Annotated in this window: 32 protein-coding genes and 1 pseudogene; 17 read left to right on the top strand and 16 right to left on the bottom strand. The window is 71.5% G+C overall.

The features are described from left to right. Window positions 1–84 precede the first annotated feature (84 nt). Entirely contained in the window at window positions 85–978 is an 894-nt protein-coding gene (gene sigJ, locus OG252_RS07625; RefSeq protein ID WP_329334686.1) for an RNA polymerase sigma factor SigJ, read from the top strand. Window position 979: 1 nt separating this feature from the next. Here the strand turns inward: sigJ and OG252_RS07620 are convergent, their stop codons facing one another. Continuing rightward, entirely contained in the window at window positions 980–1066 is an 87-nt protein-coding gene (locus tag OG252_RS07620; protein ID WP_329345099.1) for a DUF5999 family protein, read from the bottom strand. Between the two features lie 55 nt (window positions 1067–1121). Here OG252_RS07620 and OG252_RS07615 point away from each other — a divergent pair, with 55 nt between their 5' ends. Together OG252_RS07615 and OG252_RS07610 are read left to right on the top strand one after the other, a co-directional pair. Further along, window positions 1122–2771, top strand: a complete 1650-nt coding sequence (locus tag OG252_RS07615; RefSeq protein ID WP_329334685.1) for a recombinase family protein — start codon at window positions 1122–1124, stop codon at window positions 2769–2771. Continuing rightward, complete coding sequence (locus OG252_RS07610) at window positions 2768–3280, top strand: GIY-YIG nuclease family protein (protein ID WP_329334683.1); 513 nt, start codon at window positions 2768–2770, stop codon at window positions 3278–3280. The genes OG252_RS07615 and OG252_RS07610 overlap by 4 nt, the downstream gene beginning before the upstream one ends. A 61-nt stretch (window positions 3281–3341) precedes the next feature. Here OG252_RS07610 and OG252_RS07605 read toward each other — a convergent pair whose 3' ends face one another. Both OG252_RS07605 and OG252_RS07600 read right to left on the bottom strand, forming a co-directional pair. Next, a complete protein-coding gene (locus tag OG252_RS07605) occupies window positions 3342–3548 on the bottom strand; it encodes a hypothetical protein (RefSeq protein ID WP_329334681.1) in 207 nt (68 codons plus the stop codon). Further along, a complete protein-coding gene (locus OG252_RS07600; RefSeq protein WP_329334679.1) occupies window positions 3545–3922 on the bottom strand; it encodes a DUF6415 family natural product biosynthesis protein in 378 nt (125 codons plus the stop codon). The genes OG252_RS07605 and OG252_RS07600 overlap by 4 nt, the downstream gene beginning before the upstream one ends. A 139-nt stretch (window positions 3923–4061) precedes the next feature. Between OG252_RS07600 and OG252_RS07595 the strand changes: the two genes are divergently transcribed. The 5 genes from OG252_RS07595 (at window position 4062) to OG252_RS07575 (ending at window position 8133) form a co-directional block, all read left to right on the top strand. Further along, window positions 4062–5309 (top strand): XRE family transcriptional regulator, encoded by a 1248-nt coding sequence (locus OG252_RS07595; protein WP_329334677.1) that lies wholly within the window; start codon window positions 4062–4064, stop codon window positions 5307–5309. 223 nt (window positions 5310–5532) lie between these two features. Continuing rightward, window positions 5533–5748: a helix-turn-helix domain-containing protein gene (locus OG252_RS07590; RefSeq protein ID WP_329334675.1), complete on the top strand. Its 216-nt coding sequence runs from the start codon at window positions 5533–5535 to the stop codon at window positions 5746–5748. After that, entirely contained in the window at window positions 5745–6965 is a 1221-nt protein-coding gene (locus OG252_RS07585) for a helix-turn-helix domain-containing protein (protein WP_329334673.1), read from the top strand. The genes OG252_RS07590 and OG252_RS07585 overlap by 4 nt, the downstream gene beginning before the upstream one ends. Continuing rightward, window positions 6962–7978 (top strand): protein transporter Sec31, encoded by a 1017-nt coding sequence (locus OG252_RS07580; protein WP_329334671.1) that lies wholly within the window; start codon window positions 6962–6964, stop codon window positions 7976–7978. The genes OG252_RS07585 and OG252_RS07580 overlap by 4 nt, the downstream gene beginning before the upstream one ends. Beyond that, on the top strand, window positions 7975–8133 hold the full coding sequence (locus OG252_RS07575) for a hypothetical protein (RefSeq protein ID WP_329334669.1): 159 nt from the start codon (window positions 7975–7977) through the stop codon (window positions 8131–8133). The genes OG252_RS07580 and OG252_RS07575 overlap by 4 nt, the downstream gene beginning before the upstream one ends. Before the next feature lie 43 nt (window positions 8134–8176). Here the strand turns inward: OG252_RS07575 and OG252_RS07570 are convergent, their stop codons facing one another. From OG252_RS07570 to OG252_RS07545, 6 genes are all read right to left on the bottom strand, one after another. Beyond that, window positions 8177–8710 carry a hypothetical protein gene (locus OG252_RS07570; RefSeq protein ID WP_329334668.1) on the bottom strand — a complete coding sequence of 178 codons (534 nt, stop codon included), beginning with the start codon at window positions 8708–8710 and terminating at the stop codon, window positions 8177–8179. A gap of 62 nt (window positions 8711–8772) precedes the next feature. Further along, entirely contained in the window at window positions 8773–8976 is a 204-nt protein-coding gene (locus OG252_RS07565) for a hypothetical protein (protein WP_329334666.1), read from the bottom strand. Further along, a complete protein-coding gene (locus OG252_RS07560) occupies window positions 8976–9323 on the bottom strand; it encodes a hypothetical protein (RefSeq protein WP_329334664.1) in 348 nt (115 codons plus the stop codon). The genes OG252_RS07565 and OG252_RS07560 overlap by 1 nt, the downstream gene beginning before the upstream one ends. After that, a complete protein-coding gene (locus OG252_RS07555) occupies window positions 9313–9573 on the bottom strand; it encodes a helix-turn-helix domain-containing protein (RefSeq protein ID WP_329334662.1) in 261 nt (86 codons plus the stop codon). The genes OG252_RS07560 and OG252_RS07555 overlap by 11 nt, the downstream gene beginning before the upstream one ends. Beyond that, entirely contained in the window at window positions 9570–9722 is a 153-nt protein-coding gene (locus OG252_RS07550) for a hypothetical protein (protein WP_329334660.1), read from the bottom strand. Before OG252_RS07550 ends, OG252_RS07555 begins: the two co-directional genes overlap by 4 nt. Continuing rightward, entirely contained in the window at window positions 9719–10555 is an 837-nt protein-coding gene (locus tag OG252_RS07545; RefSeq protein WP_329334659.1) for a hypothetical protein, read from the bottom strand. Before OG252_RS07545 ends, OG252_RS07550 begins: the two co-directional genes overlap by 4 nt. Window positions 10556–10863: 308 nt before the next feature. Between OG252_RS07545 and OG252_RS07540 the strand changes: the two genes are divergently transcribed. From OG252_RS07540 to OG252_RS07525, 4 genes are all read left to right on the top strand, one after another. Continuing rightward, complete coding sequence (locus OG252_RS07540; RefSeq protein WP_329334658.1) at window positions 10864–11061, top strand: hypothetical protein; 198 nt, start codon at window positions 10864–10866, stop codon at window positions 11059–11061. 140 nt (window positions 11062–11201) lie between these two features. Continuing rightward, entirely contained in the window at window positions 11202–13451 is a 2250-nt protein-coding gene (locus tag OG252_RS07535; RefSeq protein ID WP_329334656.1) for a DNA primase family protein, read from the top strand. 61 nt (window positions 13452–13512) lie between these two features. Beyond that, window positions 13513–14304 (top strand): hypothetical protein, encoded by a 792-nt coding sequence (locus OG252_RS07530; protein WP_329334654.1) that lies wholly within the window; start codon window positions 13513–13515, stop codon window positions 14302–14304. Continuing rightward, entirely contained in the window at window positions 14270–14527 is a 258-nt protein-coding gene (locus OG252_RS07525; protein ID WP_329334652.1) for a hypothetical protein, read from the top strand. Before OG252_RS07530 ends, OG252_RS07525 begins: the two co-directional genes overlap by 35 nt. 36 nt (window positions 14528–14563) lie before the next feature. On the opposite strand, the gene OG252_RS07520 is transcribed toward OG252_RS07525, so the two are convergent. Beyond that, window positions 14564–14821, bottom strand: coding sequence for a hypothetical protein (locus OG252_RS07520; protein WP_329334650.1), 258 nt, complete (start codon window positions 14819–14821; stop codon window positions 14564–14566). A gap of 278 nt (window positions 14822–15099) precedes the next feature. After that, window positions 15100–15228, bottom strand: a pseudogene (locus tag OG252_RS07515) (DUF5999 family protein); the annotation flags it as partial. 199 nt (window positions 15229–15427) lie between these two features. Here OG252_RS07515 and OG252_RS07510 point away from each other — a divergent pair. After that, a complete protein-coding gene (locus OG252_RS07510; RefSeq protein ID WP_329334646.1) occupies window positions 15428–16258 on the top strand; it encodes a pentapeptide repeat-containing protein in 831 nt (276 codons plus the stop codon). On the opposite strand, the gene OG252_RS07505 is transcribed toward OG252_RS07510, so the two are convergent. Beyond that, entirely contained in the window at window positions 16220–17746 is a 1527-nt protein-coding gene (locus OG252_RS07505; RefSeq protein WP_329334644.1) for a cytochrome P450, read from the bottom strand. The genes OG252_RS07510 and OG252_RS07505 overlap by 39 nt on opposite strands. Window positions 17747–17854: 108 nt before the next feature. Here OG252_RS07505 and OG252_RS07500 point away from each other — a divergent pair, with 108 nt between their 5' ends. Together OG252_RS07500 and OG252_RS07495 are read left to right on the top strand one after the other, a co-directional pair. Further along, window positions 17855–18457 carry a TetR/AcrR family transcriptional regulator gene (locus OG252_RS07500; protein WP_266451115.1) on the top strand — a complete coding sequence of 201 codons (603 nt, stop codon included), beginning with the start codon at window positions 17855–17857 and terminating at the stop codon, window positions 18455–18457. Between the two features lie 112 nt (window positions 18458–18569). Next, window positions 18570–19295, top strand: a complete 726-nt coding sequence (locus tag OG252_RS07495; protein ID WP_329334642.1) for a DUF2470 domain-containing protein — start codon at window positions 18570–18572, stop codon at window positions 19293–19295. On the opposite strand, the gene OG252_RS07490 is transcribed toward OG252_RS07495, so the two are convergent. The 4 genes from OG252_RS07490 to OG252_RS07475 all read right to left on the bottom strand — a co-directional run bounded on the left by OG252_RS07490 (window position 19263) and on the right by OG252_RS07475 (window position 23549). Next, window positions 19263–20480: a lactonase family protein gene (locus OG252_RS07490; RefSeq protein WP_329334640.1), complete on the bottom strand. Its 1218-nt coding sequence runs from the start codon at window positions 20478–20480 to the stop codon at window positions 19263–19265. The genes OG252_RS07495 and OG252_RS07490 overlap by 33 nt on opposite strands. A gap of 120 nt (window positions 20481–20600) precedes the next feature. Beyond that, window positions 20601–21644 (bottom strand): hypothetical protein, encoded by a 1044-nt coding sequence (locus OG252_RS07485; protein WP_329334638.1) that lies wholly within the window; start codon window positions 21642–21644, stop codon window positions 20601–20603. A gap of 54 nt (window positions 21645–21698) precedes the next feature. Next, complete coding sequence (locus OG252_RS07480; protein WP_266451119.1) at window positions 21699–22961, bottom strand: FUSC family protein; 1263 nt, start codon at window positions 22959–22961, stop codon at window positions 21699–21701. Between the two features lie 93 nt (window positions 22962–23054). Then, window positions 23055–23549 carry an FBP domain-containing protein gene (locus OG252_RS07475; protein WP_266451120.1) on the bottom strand — a complete coding sequence of 165 codons (495 nt, stop codon included), beginning with the start codon at window positions 23547–23549 and terminating at the stop codon, window positions 23055–23057. 237 nt (window positions 23550–23786) lie between these two features. On the opposite strand from OG252_RS07475, the gene OG252_RS07470 reads away from it, so the two are divergent. Then, entirely contained in the window at window positions 23787–24779 is a 993-nt protein-coding gene (locus OG252_RS07470) for a phosphotransferase family protein (RefSeq protein WP_329334637.1), read from the top strand. Window positions 24780–24856: 77 nt separating this feature from the next. Then, window positions 24857–24988: a hypothetical protein gene (locus tag OG252_RS07465; protein ID WP_266451122.1), complete on the top strand. Its 132-nt coding sequence runs from the start codon at window positions 24857–24859 to the stop codon at window positions 24986–24988. Window positions 24989–25057 lie beyond the last annotated feature (69 nt).

Genomic DNA, 25057 nt, shown 5'->3' with positions numbered 1-25057 from the left:
GGCGAGACGTTCACAGCCCGGCACGGGCGTGGTTGGATCAACACGCCTTCACACGGCACCGGGATCGTCTTGGGGGGGGACGGCATGAACGAGACGGAACTGCTCGCGGACCGCTTCGAAGAACACCGCGGGCACCTGCGGGCGGTGGCCTACCGCATGCTCGGCTCGCTGGCCGAGGCCGAGGACGCCGTCCAGGAGACCTGGCTGAAGCTGAGCCGCACCGACGCGGGCGACATCCACAACCTCGGCGGCTGGCTGACCACCGTCGTCGGCCGGGTCTGCCTCGACCTGCTGCGCTCGCGCACCGTGCGCCGCGAGGACCCCCTCGACGACACGTTCGTCCCCGATCCGGTGATCCGGCCGCTCACGCGGACCGACCCGGAACAGGAGGTCCTCCAGGCCGACTCGGTCGGTCTCGCCCTCCTGGTGGTCCTGGAGACTCTGGAACCCGCCGAGCGGCTCGCGTTCGTGCTGCACGACATGTTCGCGGTGCCGTTCGACGACATCGCCTCGATCCTGGAGCGCAGTCCGGCCGCGACCCGCCAACTGGCCAGCCGGGCCCGGCGCCGGGTCCAGGGGGCCACGCCCTCGGCCGAACCCGACCTCGGCAGGCAACGCCAGGTCGTCGACGCCTTCCTGGCCGCCAGCCGCGCCGGGGACTTCGAGGCGCTGCTCGCCGTCCTGCATCCCGACATCGTGCTGCGGGTCGACTCCGGGGCGCTGGTCGCCGGCGCGGCCGCCTCGAAGCTGGTGCGCGGCGCGAAGGCGGTGGCCGAACAGGCTTTGATGTTCCGGCAGTTCGCGCCGCTCGCCCAAGTCGCTCTCGTCAACGGCGAGATCGGCCTGCTCAACGCCCCCGACGGACGGCTGCAGTCGGTCATGGGCGTCACCGTCGTCGACGGCCGGATCACCGAGATGTACATCCTGGCCGATCCCGACCGCCTCGCCGGTCTCGAACTGCCCGGCGCGTCGGGCTGAGTCAGGCGGCGAGAGCCGGCGCGCCGAGGCTGCGGTGCGGGCTCACGACCCGTCCGTCGGGCAGGAGTTCACCCGTGTCGTCGGGTATTTGGGTAGGACCCTCTTAGGCGCACACACCGAAGCGCCTACAGGGGGTGGGTCACATGACCGCCAAGCAGCCACGACAAGCGATCATCTACTGCCGGATCTCCGACGACCGCGAAGGCCGCGAGTACGGCGTCGAGCGGCAGGAAGCACACTGCCGCAAGCTCGCCGCCCGGCGCGGCTGGCACGTCGTCGCCGTGCTGGTCGACAACGACATCACCGGCACCGGCCGCAAGCAGCGCCCCGGCTATGACCGGCTGCTCGACATGCTCCGGGACGGCAGCGCGAACGCCATCCTGGCCGTGTCGGACAAGCGGCTGAACCGCAATTACCGCAACGCGTTCGCCCTGCTCGACCTGATCCAGGAACGCGACATCGCCGTCGAGTTCACCAAGGGCGGCCCCATCAACATGAACACCGCCGAGGGGCGCGGCATCGCCCGGCGCAAGGCCATCGACGCACAGGAGGAGTCCGAAGAAATCGGCGAGCGCGTGGCCGACGCCAAGGCCGACAACGTCAAGCGCGGGGAGTTCCGGGGCGGTGGCCGTCCGTTCGGGTTCGAGGCGGACGGCATCACGCCGCGCTCCCTGGTCTGCCCCGAGTGCGACACCACCGAGGGGTTCGTCGTCACGGTCGTCCGCGAGGAGCACGACAAGCACCCGGAGCACGACGACGACACGCCCTGTCCCATCGAGGCCGTCACGGTCACGTGCCCCCAGGGCTGCGCCGCGCAGCCGGTCAACGCCCCCGGCTCCGAAGCCTGGCACCTGGAGGCCGCCGTCCGTGCCGTCGCTGACGGAGCGTCGAACCGCTCCGAGCTGCGCAAGTGGCACGAGGCGGGCGTCCGCACCCCGGCCCGCCGCAAGCGTCTGCCCGACGGCACCCGCACCGAGCCGACCCCCGGCGAGTGGACGCCGACCACCTTCCTCAAGCTGCTGCTGCGGCCCCGGAACGCCGGGCTCATGGAGGTCGGCGGAGAGATCACCGGCAAGGGCGCCTGGCCCGCCCTCGTGGACGAGGACACCTGGCAGATCTGCCGGGCCGTCCTCAAGCACTCCGACCGCCGCACCTCGCCCGGCCCGGCCCGCAAGTACCTGGGCGGCAGCCTGTACGTGTGCGGCATCTGCCAGTCCCCGGTGAAGACCAAGGGCCGTGGCAACACCCGTAACGGCTCCGTCTACACGTGCCGCACCGAAGGGCACGTGTCCCGCAGCGTCGCCGCCGTGGACACGTACGTAGAGGCGCAGCTCATCGAGCACCTGACCCGGGTGGGTGCCGTCGACACCTCGGCCGCTGCGTCGGACGCCCCGGCCGGGGACTCCACCGCACAGCTCACGGCCCGGCTGACGGGCCTGCGCACCCGGCTGGAGGCGCTGCGCCAGGCATTCGCCGTGGACGACGACGCCGACCCGGCGGAGTTCAAGGCCGACAGCCGAGCACTCCGGAACAAAATCGCCGCAGTTGAGCGCGAGATCGCGGAGCAGGCCACAGCCGTGCTCGCGGACAGCGACCCGGTCGACTGGAGCCTGAGCCCGGAGGAGGCATGGCCGGGCTACGACGTCGAGCGGAAGCGGAGGATCATCGCCACCTGGGTCAAGGTGACCATCCTGCCCGCAGAGCAGGGCCGCCCCGCTGGGTGGCGCCCGGGGTCGAAGTACTTCAACCCGGCGTCCGTGGACCTCTACTGGCTCAAGGGGGCCGCAGCATGAGCTACGAGGACCCCGGCGCCCCCACCGCCCTGTACCGGCTGTACGACATGCCCGGCCTGCTGCTGTACGTGGGCATCGCCATCGACCCCGCGAACAGGCTGAGGCAGCATCACGCCGATCAGCCCTGGTCGTTCGCCATCTCCCGTCAGGTGGTGGACTGGCACCCCACCCGGGCCGAGGCCGCCGCAGCAGAGACGGCCGCCATACGGACCGAGGGCCCGGTGTGGAACGTCTCGCAGGCCGACCCCGCCCGCAAGCATGAGGTGCGCATACTCCTGTGGTCCCTGCGCGATGCACCCCGTGAAGCCAAGCACGAGGCGCTGTGCCAGTTCGCCGGGATGGTCCCCTCCCCGGCCCGAGCCGCCTTCGACGTGTTCATGGAGCACCTGGTCACGTGCGACTCGTGCGACTACCCCCGGCGGTGCGGGACGTACCGCGCCCTCCACGACGCGTACTGCTTCACCCGAGACGCCGAGGGATTCACGCCCTTCGACCCCACCTGGGGCTGATCCACGCACACGACGGAGCCCGGCCGGGCTGCTTCACCGGCCGGGCTCCGTGCTGTTGGGGCTACGCGCCGAGGCGCACCGTCCAGATCCTCGTCATGATCCTCAGCAGGTCCGAGTCGATCAGCTCCACGTCGTCCACGTGCTCACGGTGGGCCCACACCGTCCACCCCGGGCCGCTGTTGCCCAGCTCGTGGGCCACGGCCACCGCATCCGCCGGGTCGGTGATCTCCTCGTCGCACGCCCGGCACACGTGCACGCTCGCCGTCACCGGTGCACCCCGTCCAGGTTCACCGCGTGATCGCACAGCGCGTTCACGGACCGTGCCAGCCTCTGTGCGTGGGCGATCCCGGCGGGCAGCGTCCGGCCGGGCTCCAGTCCGAGCCGCATCCGCGCCTCACCCACGCACGCCAGCGCACACGCCCGGGGTACGGCGTCCTCGGGCAGAAGCCGGGCCGCATCCTCCACGGCCGGGATGAGCAGCATCATGTGCCCCCGCAACAGGAGCGTCAGCGTCTCCAGCTCCTCCGGCGTGGGTAGTTCGGCGTCGTCGGCCAGCAGCCGCCGCGCGCTCTCCCGCATGGTCTCCAGGTCCAGCCCATCCGGCTCTGCCACGGCGGCGGATGGGGCGGTAGCTTCCGTCATGTCGTCGCTCCCTCAAGCGTCGGCCACGCCCCGGGGCCGTTCGCTGCGGTCGCCGGGGTCCATTCCTGTCAACCCTTGTGCGCTGTCCCACCCGTCACAATTGGGCCGCCCTATAGCCCGGCCCTATATCGTTGAATTCATGGGGGATTCCGCACCTGACCTCTGGTCTCACCCGCAGCTCATCGCCGCCGTCACCGCCGAGGACTGGGGCACGGTGCTGCGTACGTACCGGCGCCTGACCGGCATCAGCCAGACCAAGCTGGGCGAACGCGTCGGCCTGGTCCAGCCTGACGTCTCCGCCATCGAGCGCGGCCACCGCCGGGTCACCTCGGTCGAGGTGCGGCAGCGCATCGTGACCGGCCTGGACATCCCGGCCGAGCTTGTGCGCGTCCGTGCTGAGGCTCCGGCCCCGCCGGTGGCCGGGCTGGTGCTCCCCGGCCCCGGGCCAGATGACGACCTGCTCACCCGGGTGACTTCCGTGGTCGAGTCCGAACACCGCGTAGACGCCCCCACGTTGGACTGGCTTGACCGGCTGCTGGCTGAGCACCGCCGGGCCGAGGACGAGATCGGCTCACGCCCCCTGGTGGACGTCATGCGGCAGCAGCTCCGCACGGTCGTCAACCTGTACGCCTCCGCCCGGGGCCCGCTGGCTGACCGGGTGGTCCGCCTGGCCGCCGAGCACGCGCAGTTCCTCGCCTGGATGGCGCAGGACCAGGGCCAGACGGCCGCCGCGCTCGCCTGGTACGACCGCTCGCACGAATGGGCCCTGGAGGCCGGGGACGCCAACATGGCCGCCACCACGCTGAGCATGAAGGCGCACATGGCGTGGTCCGGCGGCCGGGGAGACAGGGCCGTCCGGCTGGCTGAGGCGGCCCGGTGGTCGGCCCCCGGGGCGTCCCTCGGAGTGCAGGGCATGGCCGCGCAGATGGCCGCCCGGGGTCACGCCCTCAACCGCGACGGCGACGACGCCGAACGCCTCCTGGACGAGGCGCAGTCGCTCATCGGCCGGGCCTCCGAGCACCCGGAGGACGAGCCGGTCTGGATGTACTTCTACGGCGAGACCTGGTTCACCCTCCAGCGGGGCATGGCGGCGCTGCACCTGCGGGACTGGCGCGCGGCCGTCGATCACCTCACGGTGGGTCTGGCCGCCCTGCCGGACGACTACCGCCGGGACAAGACCTGGTACCGCACCTGCCTGGCGCACGCCTACGCCGGAGCCGGGGAGGCGCCACAGGCTCTCGCTGTGGCGCTGGAGGCCGTGCCCGACGCCGCCGCTATCGGCCGCCCCCACTCCTGGAACGAGCTGCACACCACAGCCGCCGTGCTGCTGCGCCGGGGCGCCTCCGAGGGACAACAACTCATCGCCGCTCTTCGCGAGTTGGACTGACCCGACCCTTTGCCGGCTCACCATGCGTCCCGTGAGTCACACCAGATCATTTAACGAATTCACCCAGGTCAGATTGGGTGCCGTACGCCCTCGTAACCCCTCGTAATCCGCCGTAAGTGGCCGTACTCTGGGAGCAGAGCAAGACGACCAACGACCATGGACCAGTACGCGGTCTGTGGTCGTTTTCGTGTGCTGGTCCGGGTCCTGTCCCGGAGGAGCCCACATGGGCGAACCAGCAACACTCGGCGAGGTGCGCACCTGGCCGCCGCTCGTCTCACTCGCTCAGGCGGCCCGCGCTCTGGGCATCGGCACCACCACCGCCTACGACCTGCGCCGCCGGGGACAGTTCCCCGTGCCGGTGCTGCGGGTCGGCTTCCGCTACCGCGTACGCACCGCCGACCTCATCCGCTACCTGGAGGCGGACGGGGGTGCGTCGTGACCGTCGTTCTCTGCCTGGCCGCTGCCGCCGGGGCCTGGTTCTACCTCCGGTACCGCTACCGGCTGTGGAAGGCCACCCGCGACGCCCGCCGGGCCATCGTCGCCGGACAGGCGGCCAAGGAGCGTGAGGCCGCCCGCCGGACCCTCGCGCAGCGTCTGCACGCCGTCCTGCCGGATGCCACGCTGGCCCGGCTGTTCCGCTGGACGCCGGACAGCCGGATCCGCCCCACGGTCCGTATCGCCCGCCGGGGATTCTTCGGCCGGTACGAGCGGATCCGGCCGGATCAGCACATCATGGTCGTCGGCTTCACGGGGTCGGGGAAGTCGTCGGCGCTGCGGGTGCTCGCGGCCTGGGCCCTGTCCAACTCCTCCTGGTCGCTTGAGGCTTGGGACGGCAAGTGGGGCGCCTCGGTCCGGGCCTACCGGGGCAAGTGCCCGGTGCTCGACACCATGGAGGCGATCGAGGCCCGGCTGCGGGACCTGGTGACCCGGGAGCTGCCCGCCCGCGCGCTGATGGCGGAGCCCCCGCACCTGGCGATCATCATGGACGAGTCCCGGCTCCTCAACGAGCTGTCGGCCGCCGGTATGCGCGACCTCGTGACGGTCATCCAGACCGGCCGGGAACTCGGCGTGCACCTGTGGTTCGGCCTCCAGGACCCCAAGACCGACAGCATCCCGTCCGAGATCCGCGACCAGTTCAGCGCCAAGCTCGTGCACCAGCTCCAGACCGAAGAGGCCGCGCGCGTCGCACTCAAGGAGCTGGTGGCCGCCGGGTGGGCTCCGCACCGCCTGATGCGCTCGGGCCAGATGCTCATCTGGACGCCCGAACGGGCCATGGCTACGCCCCGCGTCGTCTACGGGCTGTGGCTGTCGGCCGGGCGGCTGGCTGCCCTGGAGCGCCGGGGCCCGTACACCGCCCCCGAGTTCGCCCCGCCCGTGGACCTGCACAAGGGCGTTGCCCCCGTTGCGCACGCCTCTGACCTGGGGGGACGCCCGCAACACGCAACAGGCAACACCCGCACGGACGCATTCGCGGAGGAGATCGAACGCGCGCTGCTCGGGGGACCGGCGGGCGTGCGGGAGATCGCCCGCGCTACCGGCCGCAACCCGGGCTCCGTGCACCGCAAGATCACCCAACTCGCCGCCCGGGGCCAGGTCGAAGCGACCCCGGACGGCTTCACCCTCCCCCCTGCTCAGGAAGAAGGGACCTCCCAGTGAAGACCCGCAGTGAGCACCGCACAAGGACGGTGCCCAAGACCATCGACGGCAAGACCCACGACGTCACCGAGACGTACTCGATCGACGTGCCGGTGCCCCCAGCGGACCGTGACGCACAGGCGCTCCAGGCGGTCACGGCGCTCGCCGGACTCATCGTGCTGGGGGCGGTCGTGTGGTCCACCGTGGCCATCGGCGGACTGCTCGCGCTGACCTCCCCCGTGTGGGTCGCGTACCTGATCGCGTTCGTGTTCGACGCCGCATGGATCGGCTGCCTGGTGCTGGAGTGGATCAACCGCTACGACCCGGAGCGCGCCCGTACGCCCCGCCGGGCGGGGTGGGCGGCCCTGGCACTGTCCATGGGCCTGATAGCCGCTCACGGGGCCGTCAGCGGCTCCCTCGGGGTGGGTCTGGCGGGGGCCGCCGTCAGCCTTGTGGCCAAGGGCTTCTGGCACGTCGTCATGCGGGCCACGGGGGCGGAGCTGGACCCGGCGTCCGCGCAGTGGGCCGCCGCCGAGCGCGCCGAGGTGCACGCCGAGCTGGCCACGGTCGCCGTCCGGCGGCAGCTCCACCGCACCCGGGCGCGGATCCGGGAGGAGTCCGCCGCCATCGCCTCCGACGGATCCGTCACCGCGCTGGAGTGGCGCACCCCGGCCACCGACGGCCTGACGGCGGACCGGCTGAGGACCGAGATGGAGGACACGGCGGATCGGATCCGTACCACTCAGTCCGGCGAGACGCTGCCCGAGGACCGCGCGGAGTCTCAGCCGAGTCTCACTGCGTCTCACCTGGGTCTCAGCGAGTCTCAGTCGAGTCTCAGTGAGACCCAGCCCCCGACACAGGCGTTCGGCTTCTCGGCGGGGGCGTCCGCCGAGGACGAGGTTGCCGCCGTCCGTCAGCTCATCGCCGAGCGCGGAGATCCGAAGAAGGTCACAGCGGAAGAGGTCATGACGCTGACGGGCCGGTCGTACGCCACCGCCGCCCGCCGACTGGCCAAGGCCCGGGAGGAATCATGATCCAGTTCGGTGCACTGATCGCTCTGGTGGTCCTCGTGGCCGCAGCCAAGCAGCACCGCGTCCCCGCCCTGATCGCCATCGCGGCGACGGTCGTGCTGATGGGTGGCTTCGGCGAACTCGGGGCCACGGCGACCAACATCCTCGGTTCCCTCTGACGCACAGACACGAGCCCCGCCGGGCGTACCCGGCGGGGCTCCGTCATGACCGGCCGAGCGTCTTGCGCTCCAGCTCGTTGAGGCGGGCGACAGCCGCCTTGATGTGCTCCAGGGCTGTACGGGCCACGTCCGCCTCCTTGCCGAACTGCGCCTGGACGCGAGCCGATTCGGCCCGCTCCTGAGGTGTCGAAGGCTGGTCCATGAACCGGACCCACGGACCCCCAGCGCCAGGGGCGAGGGCGAACGTCTCGTCCCACGCGTCGGCCACCTTGGTCAGCTCCACGCGCAGGGCCTCGTCCTTCCGGCGCTCGGACAGGTCCCGGATCTTGCGGGCGGTCTCGCGCCGCTTCTCGTCCATGAACCAGTCCGCCCGGCGGCCCTGGGCGATGATGTCCTCGAAGCGGGTCCGGGCGGCTTCCAGGGCTTCGCGTAGCTCATCGTCGGCGGCTCCGAGCGCCACCGTGTGACGACGAGTCCACGCCTTGTAGATCCACGTGCCCACGGTCGCGACGAACGCGAGCCACCCGGGCACGAACTTGGGCCAGTCGTCCCAGAAGGACGAGGCAGCGAGAGTCATACGCAGATTGTGCCGCCGCCGAGCCTCATTTAAGGAAATCAGCCGGCAGTGGTCGCCCCAGCTCAGGCGGGCCAGACGCGCCCGTCGCCGTCCACGCGGACCTGGCAGCACTCCCGCAGGCTCCGCAGTGCCCCGCCGAACAGGCTCCGGTCGTACACCGACAGCATCGCCGTCAGCTCGTCGGCGGTGCGGCCGGGGTTGGTCTGGATGTGACGCAGCGCCCTGGCGCGCAGGAACGGACTGATGCTGTCGACCTCGCCGCCCATCAGGAGAGGCCCGCCTGCACCAGGTGATCGGCCACGGCCTCCCGTACGTCCTCCGGCAGGTCGGGCATGAGCTGACCGAGGGTCTGCGCGTCGCCCCAGAACCAGCCCCGGAGGACGATGTCCATCGCGGCCACGGCGGCTCGCGCCCGGCGGTCGGCGCCCATGAGCTGCTGACGGGTTGCGTCCATGATGCTCGGGGGCGGGACAGCGAGCGTTACTCCGGTCTGCTGCGCGACCACCCGCACCACGGCCGCCGTCGCTTCGTCGGATGCCTGCTGGATGTCGGCCAGCGCCGCGCGTCCGGCGGCGACGATTTCGGCCTGCTGTGCGTCGAGTTCACCGGACATGGTCAAAGCCTCCCGGAGTCTCGTCAGTTGGAGCGGGAGCGGCCCGGTAGTTGTCGTCTACGCGGACGACCTTGCCCCGGCGCACCAGCGTCTCCAGGAGGCGCCGGGCCTGAGCGGCGGGCAGCCCCAGCACCACGCCGACCGACGCCGGAGTCATGCCGGTGTCCCCGTTGCCCCGGAGCAGGGTCAACGCGCGAGCAGCGGGGGAGAGTTCGGCCCCCGGCCGGGGCCACCGGTACCGGGCGCTCATACCGTCCTCCGCACCGGCCGGGGGTTGTTGATGCCGAGCCGGGCCAGCACGTGGCGTTTCGTCAGCGGGGGCAGCTCGATGTAGTGGGCCAGACAGGGGCGGAAGTTGCGGCCCTGACCCGTGCAGGCGCACTTGCCCTCGCCGCTCATCGCCGGACCTGCCTGCGGTCGGTGGTGCCGAACATCTGGGTGTGCTCCCGGCAGACGTAGCGGTCGGCCGTGCAGCCGCAGGCCATGTCACCCGACGCCGTGAACCCGGCCCGTCGCCGGGCCTGGACGCCCGCCTGACGGGCGACGGAGGGGTCCAGCGCGGCGTAGGCCCGAGCCGCCGTCCGGACGCGCTGAGCGGCCGTCTCGGATTCCTGCTGGGCTGCGCGGAACTCCGCCCGGACGCGCTCCTGTTCGGCCGCCTGGCGGCTGGCCGCCTCGCGCCGGGTCAGCTCCTCCATGGCCCGTCGCCGGGCGATGGCCTCAGCCGCCCAGCGCTGCCGGTCCGCCGGGCACGGCTCCCCGAGCAGCAGGCGGTACGCCTGATCGTCCTCGGGTGGGCGGGTCTGGTGCACCCGGGCGGACGCGTGCGCCCAGCAGGTGGGACAGGCGCCGTCCTTGCGGAGCCGGTCGCGGCTGGCCGCCGCCTCCAGCACGTCGGCGCCGAAGATCGCCCGAGCGTCGTCGGGCAGCAGCCGGAGCGCGGCCCGGCCGCGCGTCGGCGAGACGGCGAACGGCTGCGGGAAGCCGACGGCGCCCGGCAGGCCGTGCAGCCGCTCGTCCACGTACCGGGCCAGCGAGACGGCGTCGCCGTCGCGACGGCGCAGGGCCTCGCTCCGGCGCTGGGTGGCCATGCGCTGTACCGACTCGGCCGTCACCCGGGCCGGGCTGGAGCCCTGTACCCGGACCAGCCGCCCGGCGCGCAACGCCTCGTACGCGGCCACGTCAGAAATGCTGAGCCGCCGGGCTGCCTCGGCGACGGGTATTTCGCCCATCAAATACGCCCCTTAGCTGCGAGGGCCGGTTAGTTAACCGGCATGCTAGCTTGGAATTGGGCGCACTCCAAAGAATGGGGATCATGACTGGAGTGCGCCCCTTGATTTGTCTAAATCAGAGTCGGCTGCGGGACCTGAATTTGTTAAATCAGGAATGGGCCTCTGAGCTGCACATTAGGCGGCTATGGAATAAGCGGCTACATTTGCAGTAGCCCGGGTGCGGAATGAATCGGCGCCCCGGGAGTTCGGGGCCCCGTGCCGGGGTGACCAAGGAATCCGGTGATCACACCGATCCTTGGAGGCCCGCAGTGGCCAGGCAGTACACCCGGCGCAAGCCGCTGGATCCTGAGTTCACCCGAGCACGCGCCAAGAAGGCGCGCGCCGCTCAGCTCTCCGTCAGGCACTACGTCAACAAGATCGTGGAGAACGCGGGCGAACTCACCGACGCCGATTACGCGAAGCTGCGCACGCTGCTGCGCCCGGTTTCCGGGGGTGCGGCGGAATGAGCACAAACGAAACCCCCCGGGGGCTCAAGCCGGGGGGCTCTGAAGGAGACGCGGGCACCAACCTCGTCTATGACGATGGTACCCCGAACAGCTCCGGAATTACCTCGACCGCCCTTTCCCCGGAGCGCCTGATCGACCTTATGGACGGTCACGCGATCACCATGGACGTACTCCAGGCCGTCAACGCCCGGGAGTACCCCCGGGGCGTGCTGATCGACTGGGCCGACGACTCCGGCACCAACCCCGCCGGGCGCATCGACAAGGACAAGCGCCCGAAGGACGCCAAGGGCAAGGACACCCGGAAGATCGACTGGCGCAAGGGCGTGACGACGAACCTGAGCATGGCCCGCCGTAACGGGGCGCCGGACGTGCTGCTGATCGAGGGCTTCTGCCAGCACCTCGCGGTGGCGAGCTGGGCACCGGAGAAGTACGACGTGTTCGGCCTCAACGGGTGCAACGGCGTGCACGACAAGACCGACCTGGACTGGGCCGAGGGCAAGCGGATCGTCCTCGGGCTGGACGCCGACCACACCACCAACCCGAAGGTGCGCGCGGCGGCCCGGACGGCGGCCCGGCACCTGTACCAGGCTGGGGCCGAAGAGGTGCGCGTCTGGGATCTCCCGGCCGAGGTGATCGTCAAGGAGAACGACGGCCCGGATGACGTCCTGGCCCGTATGCCAGAGGACGAGCGCGAGGCCGCCGTTGCGGCGTGGGTCGCGGACGCTGTGCTCATCCCCAAGATCGAGGAGGGTGACCAGTTCTCCGACATGGCCATGGCCGGTGTCGTGGCGGACGAGGTGTTCCGGGGCAAGATCCTCTGGGCTCACGGTCTCGGCTGGATGCAGTGGACGGGCCGGGTCTGGAAGGCCGTTGACGACACGGTCCCGATGGAGATGATCCGTCAGTTCGTTCTCGGCAGGTACACCGCCGCTGCGGCGGCCGGGCAGCGCAACGAGGTCACCAACTGGGGCCGCCTGCTGTCCCGGGGCCGGGGAACGGCCATCCTCGCGTACGCCAAGGGCGTGGTGCGGGTGGAGGCCACAGAGATGGACGCCGACCCGGACCTGCTCAACTGCGCCAACGGCGTGGTGGACCTGACGACCGGCGAGCTGCGGCCGTCCGACCCGGACCTGCTCATGACCAAGGTGACCCGGGCCGACTTCGTCCGGGGTGCGACGCACCCGGACTGGGACAAGGCCCTGGAGGCGCTGCCGGAGGACGTGCGCGGCTGGTTCCAGCTCCGGCTGGGGCAGGGGATCACCGGGCACATGACGCCGGACGACATCCTGCTCGTGAACCACGGCGGGGGCCGCAACGGCAAGTCGTCCGTCCTTACGGCGACATCGCGAGCGGCGGGCGACTACTACCGGCTGCTGTCGGACCGCGTGCTGATGGCCAACCCGGACGCCCACCCCACGGAGCTGATGGACCTCAAGGGCGTGCGCTACGCGGCCCTGGAGGAGACGCCAGAGGCCCGGCGGCTGGACACCCAGCGGCTCAAGAAGACGGTCGGCACGGAGCAGATCACGGCACGTCACATCCGGCAGGACAGCGTCACATTCGACGCGACGCACAGCCTGTTCGTCAACACGAACCACCGGCCGGAGATCACCGAGACCGATCACGCATCGTGGGAGCGGCTGGCGCTGCTGGTGTGGCCGTACACCTACCGCAAGGGGCCCGAGGACATCGTGGGGCCCAATGACCGCATCGGGGACCCCGGCCTGCGGGACCGCTGCAAGCGGGACCCGGAGGTCCACAAGGCGGCCCTGGCCTGGATGGTCGAGGGGGCCCGGCGCTGGTACCAGCGCAACCGAGAGATGCCGCCTCTGCCGGACCGGGTGGCCATGGCCACGATGGAGTGGCGCAAGGAGTCGGATGTGGTGCTGGCCTACATCGGCGAACACCTGGAGTTCGACCCGGAGCGGCACATCAGGTGCAGTGACCTGCTGGCGAGCCTGAACGACTGGCTCCGGGGCCGGGAGATGCACGTCTGGAACGACAAGACGGTGTCGTCCCGGTTCGGCAATCACGACGAGTTCAGCCAGCACGGCGTGATCAAGAAGCAGCAGCGGCGGAACGACAGGCTGTCCCGGCCGGACGGGAGCGCGGCGGGCGACCCGTTCGGCGGGGACGTCGGACCGGCGTACAAGGCGTGGATCGGGGTGCGGTTCCGCACCGCCACCGAAGGGCCGAAACAAGATCATGTTTCCGGAGTTTCGGGTTCTCCGACAAACGCCAAGACGACTCCTCTCGTGAGGGTTAACCGAGCACCCGAAACTGCGGAAACAGACCAGGTCAACGGCTCGTGCATCGGGGCCCCCTGCTGTGAGCCTGACCCGTTCGGCATCCTGCACTGCGCCGACTGCCCCCTGGCTCCAGCCGCCTAGCCGACACCCCCGAGGGGCCGGACACTCCCGGCCCCTCCGATCCGAACACAGGAGAGCGAACATGACCCGACCCCCGCAGCTCGACCGGGACCGGGATGAGCGCGCCGTCAGGGACGCCGAGATCTACAAGCTCAAGGTCGCCGGGCTGACCGAGCGGGCCATAGCCGACCGGTTCGACCTGGCGGTCTCCACGGTGCACGGGATCATCGACAAGGGCCGCCGGGACCTGCTGACACCCGGGGCCGAGGCCCTGCGCCAGATGGAGGCCGACCGGCTGGACGACGCCCGCCGGGCCGCCTCCGGCGTCCGTGCACGCGTGCACTACGTGGTCCAGGGCGGGAAGGTCGTCAAGGACGACGACGGCAAGCCCCTGCGGGACGACGGCCCCGTGCTCAAGGCGAACGAACAGCTCGTGCGCATCTCGGAGTCATGGCGGAAGCTGTTCGGCCTGGACGCCCCGGAGCAGCTCAACATCGCGCTGGCCAAGCGGGTGGACGACGAGGCCACCGACATCGCCGAGGTGCTCCTCAAGGTGATCCCCGAGGTGCTGGAGGCCGCCGACCTGGACGGCGGCTTCCGGGCCCGGCTCACCACCTTCGCCCTGGAGCTGGCCGGGTGGCACCTGCGCTCCCTGGACGGCGAAGACCCCGGCGCCCCGCGCCCCGAGGCACCCCGGCCGCAACTCGCCCTGCCGCCCGGGGCGTCCGCCGCTCCGGCCCCTCCGCGCTACCGCGAGCCGGACAGCGCGGATGCCGTGCTGTCCGAACTGGCGAAGATCCAGGACGAGTTCGGAGATCTGCTCGACGAGGAGGACGACGATGGACCGGAAGACGATCAAGCGACGGTTGCGTGAGCTGGCGGCCGACCCCGGCCAGCCGGGTGCAGCGGCCGAGGTGCAGCGGCTCAAAGGTGCCCTGCGGCGCCTGTCCCGCCCGGAGCCCCCAGCCCGCCCGGCGCCCGAGCCTGCCCCGGCGGCCGACCCGGACGCGGAGGCCATCGCCACCTGGCCGCCGGAGCTGCGCGTCCGGCTTCAGCAAGGGGCGATGTCCCGCGTCATCGCGCCCTGGCGGGACTGAACTCGATGGAGCCCCGGCGGTGCCGGGGCTCCATGCTCACAACCAGCCGTCCGGGCCGAGGCCGAGGGCCTTCTTGAACTCGTCGGGGTCATCCACCCGGATGCTGAGCCCCAGCGTCTGGAGCACCCGAAGGGCCAGGTCACGGTGCGGCTGTCGTGGCCTCTGATCTTCACGGAGTTCATGCGAGGCCGGGACGCCGAGCTGCGCTTTGTACATGGTCTCGGTGAGCTGGTTGAACTGGTCAACGCTGATGGTGGGCCGGGTTTCTGTCCCGGCCGGGTTGTTCTGTGTCATGCCGACCACCTAACCCGCGAGCGAGTTGACGCCGCAAGTCCTTGCTTCACTGGGCAGTTACGCTCCGGAACCGGTAGGCGTCCCCTGCTCAACCACCCCTCTGACCTGGGCTTCTGTGATCCGTAGGCGAGTCGGGGCGAACGCCAGCGAATCCCTGGTGTGCCGTGCTCGCCGGATCGGGCCGGATTAGCGACCGTAAATCCGCGTCCTCGCTGGTCAGGAGCCCCAGGGAAAGGAAGGCTGCGGTCCTGAAGCTAGAGGCGTTTTAACTGAATCCTTGACTCGTCGAAGACGATGGTGCCGTTGCACAGCAGGCTCCAGCCCTGTTCGGGGTGGGCCGACACGATCACGGCGCAGGGGTGGTCCGGGCTGTCGGCGGTCGGACACGGGGGCTGGTGGCTGCACATGGCGTCTCCTCGATCCGGGTACGGCTCCTGCCTGGTTCGGCTCGTACCTCAGTGGTAGCGGAGGTTGTTTTCGGTTGGATGAGGGGACCCCCACAAGGCCGGAAACTCATCGGTGAGTTTCCGGCCCACGGCCGCGTCCGCCCCACGCCGGAGGGACGCGGACCCGGGGCATGACCTGCGGGAAAGTAGGCTGGAGGTCATGCCAGACCATATGACCGACCGGGCCGAGCTGCGCGGCGACTGCGAGCGCTGCTTCGGCCTGTGCTGCGTCGCCCTGCCCTTCGCCGCCTCGGCGGACTTCGCCATCGACAAGCCGGCCGGCACGCCCTGCCCGAACCTCCGGGGCGACCACCGCTGCGGCATCCACGCCGAGCTGCGGACGAAGGGCTTCAACGGCTGCACGGTGTACGACTGCTTCGGCGCCGGGCAGAAGGTCTCGCAGATCACCTTCGGCGGCCGGGACCGGCGCACGGGCCCGCCCGAGGACGCCCGGCGCATGGTCGAGGTCTTCCCGGTCGTCCGCCAGCTCCACGAACTGCTCTGGTACCTCACCGAGGCACTCACCCTGCCGGCCGCCCGCCCGATCCACGCCGACCTCGGCCGGGCGCTGGAGCGGACCGAGGCGCTCACCCGTCAAACCCCGGAGGAACTCGGCGCGTTGGACGTCGGCGCACACCGACAGGAGGTCAACGTGCTCCTCCTGAAGACCAGCGAGCTGGCCCGGGCGGGCATCCGCGGCAAGAAGAAGAACCGCCGCGGCGCTGACCTGATGGGCGCCCGTCTCAAGGGCGCCGACCTGCGGGGCGCCAATCTGCGCGGCGCCTACCTCATAGCCGCCGACCTCACCGGCGCCGACCTGCGTGGCGCGGATCTGATCGGCGCCGACCTGCGCGACGCCGACCTCACGGACGCGGATCTGACCGACGCCTTCTTCCTCACCCAGCCGCAGCTGAACGCGGCCCGGGGCAGCGCGGGCACCCGGCTGCCGGGGTCAGTCACCCGTCCCGTGCACTGGACAGCGCAGCTCTGAGGGAGCCTCGGCGGCGACGGTGGGGGCAGCCGGGCCCGCGGTGGTGCCCGCCCGCCGCTCCAGGTGCAGCCGCAACCCCTCCGGCATCAGCGTGAGCCGCTCGGTCACCCGCAGCCGGTAGTCCGGGTCGGGCCGCAGCTCGTAGCGGCGCAGCAGCAGGCCGAGGACCAGCGTGGCCTCGTGCAGCGCGAACTGCCGCCCGATGCAGGCCCGCGCCCCGGTCCCGAACGGCTTGAAGGTGTGCGGGGGACGGGACCGTACGGCCTTCGCCTCGAAGCGGTCCGGGTCGAACTCCTCGGCGTCGGCACCCCAGACCGCCCGCTCGCGGTGCAGCATCGGCGTGATCACCAGCGTCCACGCGCCCCGCCGCATCGGATGCGTGCCCGCGAGCACCGTGTCCTGCCGCGCCTCCCGGGCGTACGCGGGCGCCGTCGGCCACAGCCGCAGTGTCTCGTCCAGCACCCGGCGCACGTACCGCAGCTTGGCCACCTGCTCGTAGCCCGGCAGTGCCGTGCCGCCCCAGACCTGGTCCACCTCGGCGCGGGCCCGGGCGGCGACGTCCGGATGCCGGGCGAGGTAGTGGAGGGCGAAGGACAGCGCGCCCGAGGTGGTCTCGTGGCCCGCGACCAGGAAGGTGATGACCTGGCGCCGGACGTTCTCCGCGGTCAGCCGCTCCCCGGTCTTGGGGTGGGCCGTCTCCAGCATCCGGTCCAGCAGGTCTCCGCCCCCGTCCCCGTCCCCGCCCGCCGTACGCCGGGCGCGGACCAGGTCGTCGACCGTGCGGTTGAGGTAGGCGATGTCGGCCTCGTTGCGACGCGCGGCGCGGCGCAGCAGCAGCGGGAACGGCACCGTGTTCAGCCGCTGCGCATAGGTGAGCGTGCCGATCATCGCCGTCACGAAGGGGTGCGGCCGGTCGCGTTCGAAGGAGCCGAAGTCGTGCCCGAAGCCGGTCCGCGCGATCGTCTCCAGGGTCAGCTTGGTCATGTCGCCGGGCACGTCCACCGCCCGGCCCGCCACCAGCTCGCGGTCCCAGTGGTCGGTGAGCCGCCCGGCCACCGCCAGCATGTTCGCGTGGTAGCCCGCCATGGCCTCCCGGCTGAAGCCCGGGGCGAGGACGTCGTGTGCCAGCTGCCAGTTCGGCTCGTGGTTGTACGCCGTGAACAGCCCGTCCCCGGCGACCGGCCGCAGATTCGCGACCCCGAGCCCCACGTGCTTGGCGAACCGCGACTCGTCCGCCAGGTCGGCCACGAGCTCGGCGCCCCACGTGAACACGAACTCCCTGCCGAAGGCCCTGCGCCGGAAGATCGGCCCCAGCTGCCGGGCGTACCGGACGGTGTCCTGGAGAGGGGTGTGCCGGTCGACGCCGATCACGTCACCGAGCAGGGGCAGCCGGTGCGGCGGATGCGGGATGCGGCGCAGCTCCGGCCAGCCCTGCTCGGCACCGCGGAATCCGGTGGGGAGCGTTGTCCCTTTCGTCGTGTCCGCCATGGACCGTCTCCCTTGGTGCGGCGGCAGGTCGAGCGTGTTGTACGTCGGTTCAACAACGCGCTCCAGTCTGGTCCCGCTGTTGAATCGACGTCAAGTAAAGTGCGGCCCATGGCCGCGAACCAGGGCGAACGCGCACGCCGTCGGCTCAGCACCGAGGAGCGCCGGGAGCAGCTGCTGTCGGTGGGGGCGCGGCTGTTCTCCGAGAGCCCGTACGACGAGGTGTGGATCGAGCAGGTCGCCGAGATCGCCGGTGTCTCGCGCGGGTTGCTCTACCACTACTTCCCGACCAAGCGGGACTTCTTCGCGGCGGTCGTCGAGCGGGAGAGCGAGCGGATGCTGCGGATGACGGCGGCCGTGCCCGGTGTGCCGGTGCGCGAGCAGCTCGCCGCCGGCCTGGACACGTATCTCGAGTACGTCCGGGCGCACGCGCACGGCTACCGCGCCTTCCACCGTGCCGACGCGGCGGGCGACCAGTCGGTCCGCAAGGTCTATCGGACGGCGCTGGCCGCGCAGGAGCGGCAGATCCTCGCGGCCCTGGCCGCCGATCCCGAGTTCGGCCCGCTCGCACAGGAGCGGCCCGACCTCCGGCTGGCCGTCCGGGGCTGGCTGGCGTTCACCACCGCCGTCTGCCTGGAGTGGCTGCGCGGCTCGGAGCTGTCCCGGGAGCAGGTGCGGGACCTGTGCGCCAGGGCGCTGCTGGGCGTCATCTGACCGGGACCGCCCTGCCGTTCGAGTCGTCCAGGCGACATTCATGTCCGCTCGTGGTTGGCTTCGGCCCCGATCTTCGATAGGTTAGGCAAGGCTTACCTAAGGAGGTTTTGGGATGGGTGACAGCCAAACCTGGACGGCGGCTCCTTCCGCGGCGGAGTGGGCCCGTTCGGTGCTCGCCGCCGCATGGTCCTGCGCGGTGACCGCGGAGGGCGGACGCGAGGAGTTGGTCGGCGCGCACACCGTCGCCGAGGACGGGCGGGTGCTGCTGCACGTGCCCGAGGACAGCGCCCTGCTCGCGGCCGCGATCTGCGCGCCTCGCGGGGAGCCGTCGGCCGTCCTGGAGTTCGCCGACGTCGCGCCCGTCCCCGTGCGCAACCGGATCCGCGCCCGGCTGTGGATGGCCGGCTGGTTCGTCCCCGAGGACGGCCACCTGGCGTTCCGGCCCACGCGTGTCGTGCTGCGCCGGCCGTCCGGCGCGGTGGTCGTCGACCTCGGCGAGTTCGCGGCCGCCGCACCCGACCCGCTGGCCACCGCCGAGGCCCGGCTGCTCACGCACCTCGCCGACTGCCACGCCGACGCGGTCGAGCGGCTCACCCGCCTCGTCGACTCCGACAGCCTGCACGGCGCGGTCCGCGTCCAGCCCCTCGCGGTGGACCGGCACGGGCTGACGCTGCGCATCGAGCGCGCCCGCGGCAACGGCGACGTACGGCTGGCGTTCCACCGGCCCGCCGACGACGTCTCCCAGCTCACGGAGCGCATGCACGTCCTGCTCACCCAGGCCAGTGCCGCCACCTGCCCGCGGGCGCTACAGCGGCAGCGCACAGACGGCGACGGGTGACGCGAACGGCTCGCCCGCGAGCCGCAGTGCACCGCTGTCCTCGTCCACGTGGAAGACGCTCACCGTGCCGGACTTCTGGTTCGCAGCGAACAGCAGCGTCCCGTCCGGCGAGAAGGCGACCTGCCGCGGGAAGTCGCCGGAGACCGGAACCGTGTCGAGCAGCCTGAGCCGGGCGCCGTCCGCCTCCACGGCGTAACGCGTGAGGCTGTTGTGGCCCCGGTTGGCGAGATAGGCGTACGCGCCGTTCGACGTCACCAGGATCTGTGCCGGGTAGTTGGTCCCATTGGTCCCCGAGCCGGTCCCCGTCGACTGGGCGTCACCTACGGTCAGTCGGCCGCTGTCCGGATCGTAGGCGCAGACCGCGACCGTGTTGTCGACCTCGTTGGCCAGATACGCGTACCGGCCCCCGGGGTGGAAGGTCAGGTGCCGCGGCCCGGCGCCCGGCCGGGTGTGCGCCTGCGCGACCTCGCCGAGCCGGCCGGTCCGCTCGTCCAGGCGGTAGGTGTACACGGTGTCCGTGCCCAGGTCGACGGCGAGCACATGGCCGCCGTCCGGACTCGTCACGAACTGGTGGGCGTGCGGCCCCTCCTGACCCGGCCCGGGCGCCGGGCTGGAGTGCGTGACCAGATCGGCGCGTTCACCGAGCGCGCCCGAGGCGTCGATCGGGTGCACGGCCACACTGCCCGAGCCGTAGTTGGCACTGAGCAGCCAGCGCCCGCCCGGATGCACGGACAGATGACAGGGGCTTCCGCCGCCGGTGCTGTGGCTCCCCAGAACCTTGCGGTCGGACAGCCGCACGGCGGTCACGGCACCCGCCTCGCGCTCGTTCACCGCGTACAGCGTGCGCCCGTTCGGATGCACCGCGAGGTACGACGGGTCGCCGACGCCGGTGAGCGTGCCGGTCTTGGTGATACGGCCGCTCGTGGCGTCGTAGGTGGCCAGACCGATGCCGGTGCCGCCGCCCTCCACAGAGGTGTAGGTGCCGAGGTAGAGCGGACGGGGGCCGGAGGGCGCACGGCTCCGCGCAGGAGCGCTCGCACTCGCCTCAGGAGCGCTCGCGCTCGCCTCCGCCGCCGTCGGGTCGGTCGGCGGCGGCGCGTCGCCGCACCCGGGCAGTACGGCCGCGGCACCCGCCCCTGTCAGGGCGCCGACGAATCGGCGCCTGCTCCAGCCCTCACTGCCCATGTGCACACCTCAGGTCGTCGCTCGTCCCGTCACGACTGCCACCCTGACGTGGATCAGCGCTCAGGTGCAACAAGGGCATCCCGCGTTGCGCACAGCGCAACAGGCCCGTCGGCCTGTCGCCTACCAGTCACCGTCCTCGACCGGCTTCCCCGGCGCGTCCTTCAGCGATTGCACCTGCTGCGGCGAGGGCTCCTGCCAGGGTTCGTGGTCGTCCCCGAGCCAGTCGCCGACCGGCTTGACGTCCTGGAGGGTGTCCGTGGCCGTGAGGTCCTCGGCGTCCTGGTCGTAGTAGTCGAACCAGGGCAGCCCGGCGCGGGTGTACGCGGCGCGGTCCACGGGCGACGGCGGAGGAGCCTCGCCGGTGATGCGGCGCCACTCAGGAGGCGTCACCAGGTGCACGAACACCCGGCCCGCGGGCTGCTCGGCCCAGTCCGCCGGCGGCCGGTCGTCCCGGTAGACCTCCTGACGCATCGAGCCGCCCACGCCGAGGCCCATGGCGGCCGCGGCCCGCGGCCGGCCTCCCGCGGGCGCCGCGGCAGGGGCTGCCGGTGCGGCCATGGGCATCGCCGCTCCGTAGCCCTTGCCCGGGGAAGGCATCGCCCTGGCCCGCTCGGCCCGAAGCCGCTCCTCCTCGCGCCACCGGGCCAGCGGCCCGTCCTTCAGCGAGAACGCCTGCAGTTGTACGCCGCCCCAGACCTCCTCGCCCGTGACCTGGCCCTCGACGGTCGCGCCCAGCCCCAGCGGCACCGCCACGAACTGGCGGACCGTGCCCTTCCCGGAGTTGATGCCGTCCAGCCACGGCTGACGCGGCAGGACGACGTAGTTCTGCGGGTCACGGGAGAGCCTCTCGCTCCAGGGCCGGCCCGAGACCGCGCACACCTTGCCTACTCCGACCTGCAACGCGGCCGGCTCCCTGGTGCCCGAGAAGCTCAGCCACATCGCCTCGCGCAGATACACCGGCAGCATCACCCCGCCGCGCGCCCGCCATCCCTCCGGGACGGTGTCCGGGTAGTCGCTGACCCGGCGGACGGGGAACTCGCCGAGCCCCGGCGGCAGCGGATGGGTGCCTGTCTCGGGCAGCCGCAGCGTACGGACGAACCGCACCGCCGCACCGCCCGGCAGCCGCAGTGTGTTTCCGTCGATCCGCACGGTGGTGTCGGTCATCGGCCCGCCCCCTTCGCCCCGGCCCCCCAGGCTTGCCGCCTCAAGGTGACCTCGTCACCTTGAACGTCTCTCGGCGGTCGCGCGGTTCCGGCGCAGCTGCGCGGGCACGCGCAGATTCTCCCGCAGCCGGGTGAGCCGGGGCATGCGTTCGCGCTGCTCGCGGGAGACACGGTCCAGTTCCTCCAGGAGGCGGCGCGAGCGGTGCTCGGTGTCGAGCTCGTCGAGGATCCGGTTCACCTCGGTGAGGACGGCACCGAGCAGTTGCCACTGGCGGGCGTCGCGCTGGACCTCTTCCAGCAGCAGCTGGGCCAGCTTGTCGCGGGTGGCCGCGGCCTGTCGCAACTCGGCGGTCAGCCGGGACTCAGCCGCATCGGCGTTCAGGCTCACCGGGGTGGTGACCAGGACCGCGAAGCTGACCACGGCATCCGCGATCTCCGACAGCAGCCGCTCCACGGTGGCGCCCGTCTCCGACGCGAACGAGCGTGGCAGGGGCTCGGACTCGCGCTCCTTCGCGAGATCGGTGAAGGTGCGCGCGAGCACGCGCAGCACGACGGTGCAGATCTCCAGCGTGTCCAGGCCGGTGCGCAGCACCACTCGGTGCAGCAGGCCCTCCTTCACGCGGGGATTGAACCGCAGGCTGTCCTCGGCCTGCCGCAGGGCCGCGTCCACCTCGACGATGTCGTGGTCGAGCCGCCGGGCCTCGTGCAGCCGGGCCGTCGCATGCTCGACGGGCGTCCGGCCCGCCGCTTCCTCACCCATGCTCAGCATCAACTGCCGCACCCGGCGGGCCAGCCCTTCGATCGACTCCCCGGCCTCGCCCACCCACACCGGCGGGGCGAACAGCAGATTGCAGCCGAGGCCGACGACCGCGCCGATCAGCGTCTCCAGCACCCGCGCCCAGGCGGTGTCCCCGACGGTCGTGACCCCGAGCACCAGCATCGCGCTGATCGCCACTTCGGGCACGAACTCGTCGACCCGGACCAGGTGCCCGACGGCCAGCGCGGCCATGATCAGCAGCCCGAGGCTCCACCAGGTCAGACCCACCAGCAGACTGAAGGCGATGGCGACGAGGACCCCTGCCACCACGGAGTTCACCCGGCGGATACCGGTGGTGAGCGTGGAGTAGAGGGTGACCTGGACGACCAGCAGCGCGGTCAGCGGCGCGGTGAGCGGGGCCGCCTCGGGGCTGAGGCGCAGCGCGATGACATACGCGATCGTCGCCGCGGCCGACGACCGCAGCGCCTGTACGACGACCGGGTCCCGGCGCCACTTCACAAAGCGCACCAGGGACGCCGTCCACTCACGTACGTCTCGCATCCTTGGGCAGTCCCCTTCCACAGATGTACCGAAGGTACTCATCGAGGACCGTAACTGTCCGCAAGGAAACGTACTCCCTGATTCCGCTACCCGTCAGACGTACAGCTTGTCGAGGAACGCCGTCAGGTTCCCCGTCGTCCTGGCGATCTGCTCCTCCAGGGTGAGACTCTCCTCGAAGCGGAACCCGGATTTCACGGCCTTCTTGCCACGCAGGTACAGGGAACAGGCCAGGTCGGTGCACATGTAGATGCCCACCGAGTTGCCTTCGCGGCCCGCCGTGCCCGCCTTTCGGGCGGTCATCAGACAGACGCCGCCGCCCGGGTGGGTGGTCAGGCACAGCGAACACATGCTGCGGTGCAGGAAGCCGCGCTGAGAGGACGGGAAACGCAGGGTGACGCCGACCGCCCGGCCCTCCCGCTCGGTGACGAGATAGCTGCGATCGGGTGCTCCGGGATCGCGCCAGCCCAGGAAGTCCAGGTCGTCCCACGGGCGTTGGTCGAGGTCGCGGGGAATGGCCAGGCGTTTGGCCTCGCCCTTCGAGCAGTTGACGAACGAGCTGCGGATGTCGTGCTCGGAGAGTGCTCTCATGGGGGCCTCCTGGGGGATCGCGCACTGAAACCTAGGGGTATTAGGTTGCGGTCAGGGTAGGCAGGCGGTTGCGGGAGGGGCCAGTGGATTTCCGGGACGTCGGGTCAGTGCGCGGGTGAGGGCCGCGCTGCTCCATGGGCACCGTGTGCGCCGGAGGCGTTCCGTACGCTGTACCGGGAGCACACGGCGAACGGTGGCTCAGTGCTCAGTGGCTCAACGGGGAAGGGGCGGGTGCGGGTGGGGGAGTCGACGCAGAGCTGGGAGCGGGCCCGGCAGGTCCTGGAAGAGGCGGGCCTGCCCGCCGACCTTCTCACCCGCGTCCGCCCGCTGACCGGGGGCACCTACAACACCGTCGAGGAGCTCCTGCTCGCCGACGGCAGCCGTTACGTGCTGAAGGTCGCCCCCGCGCCGACCGTGCCGGGGCTGCGGTACGAGAGCCGCCTTCTGGTCTCCGAGGTGGAGTTCTACCGGGCGGCCGCCGAGGCCGGCGTAACGGCCCCGCACGTCGTGGCGTTCGGCGGCGACACCGCCGCACCGCGGCTGCTGATGACGGCCTGCCCCGGCGACCCCTGGAACGGATCCCTCACCGAGCTCGAACGGGCGCCCCTGCGCACGGAGTTGGGCCGCCAGGTGGCTCGCCTGCACCGCGTGACCGGGCCGGGCTTCGGCTATCCGTCGGGCGCCCTCGGACCGCTCGTCCCCGACTGGCGGACCGCCTTCGCCGCCATGATCGAGGCTGTCCTGGACGACGCCCGCCGCTACCGGGCCCGACTGCCCCGCCCCGCCGACGAGGTGGCCCGGACCATACAGGCCGCCCTCCCCGCGCTCGACGAGGTCACCACCCCCTGCCTGGTCCACTTCGACCTCTGGGACGGGAACATCCTCCTGGAACGCCCGGTGGGGGAACAGCCGCGCATCGGCGGGCTCATCGACGGCGAGCGCATGTTCTGGGGCGACCCTCTCGCCGACTTCGTCTCCCTGGCGCTGCTGGGCGACATCAAGAAGGACGAGGCGTTCCTCGCGGGCTACCGGGAAGCCGGCGGGCGGCTTGAGTTCGACGCCCCGGCCCGACTCCGCCTCGCCCTCTACCGCGCCTACCTCTACCTGATCATGCTGGCCGAGACGGTTCCGCGAGCGGTCGACGCCGACAAGGAGCGATGGGTCCAGGAGGTGGTCGCTCCGGAACTCGTCGCGGCGCTGGAGGAGATCGAGGAGCCGGCCCCCGTCTAGGCCCTACCGGGTCGGCGTAGACGCGCCCGGACGGCGCCGGACGGCTGCTGCTGCACGGCCTACCGGTCCTGGGACGCGTGGTCGAGCTGCCCAACTTCCATTTCGCCGTCTCGCGCAGCGGTGCCACCCTGAGCGTGCACGCCGGCGACCTGGTCGCGGCCGAGGTGCTCGGCGAAGCCCTGGCCGCGTTCCGGCTCGAACGGTTCTGACCGGCGGCGGCTGGGCCGGGCTCCGGCCGGGCGCGGTTCCTGCCCGCCGTACGCCGGTCCGGCGCACGG

The sequence above is a fragment of the Streptomyces sp. NBC_01352 genome, from assembly GCF_036237295.1.
Classification (GTDB): domain Bacteria; phylum Actinomycetota; class Actinomycetes; order Streptomycetales; family Streptomycetaceae; genus Streptomyces; species Streptomyces plumbiresistens.
This window is presented reverse-complemented; position numbering and strand designations above follow the sequence as displayed.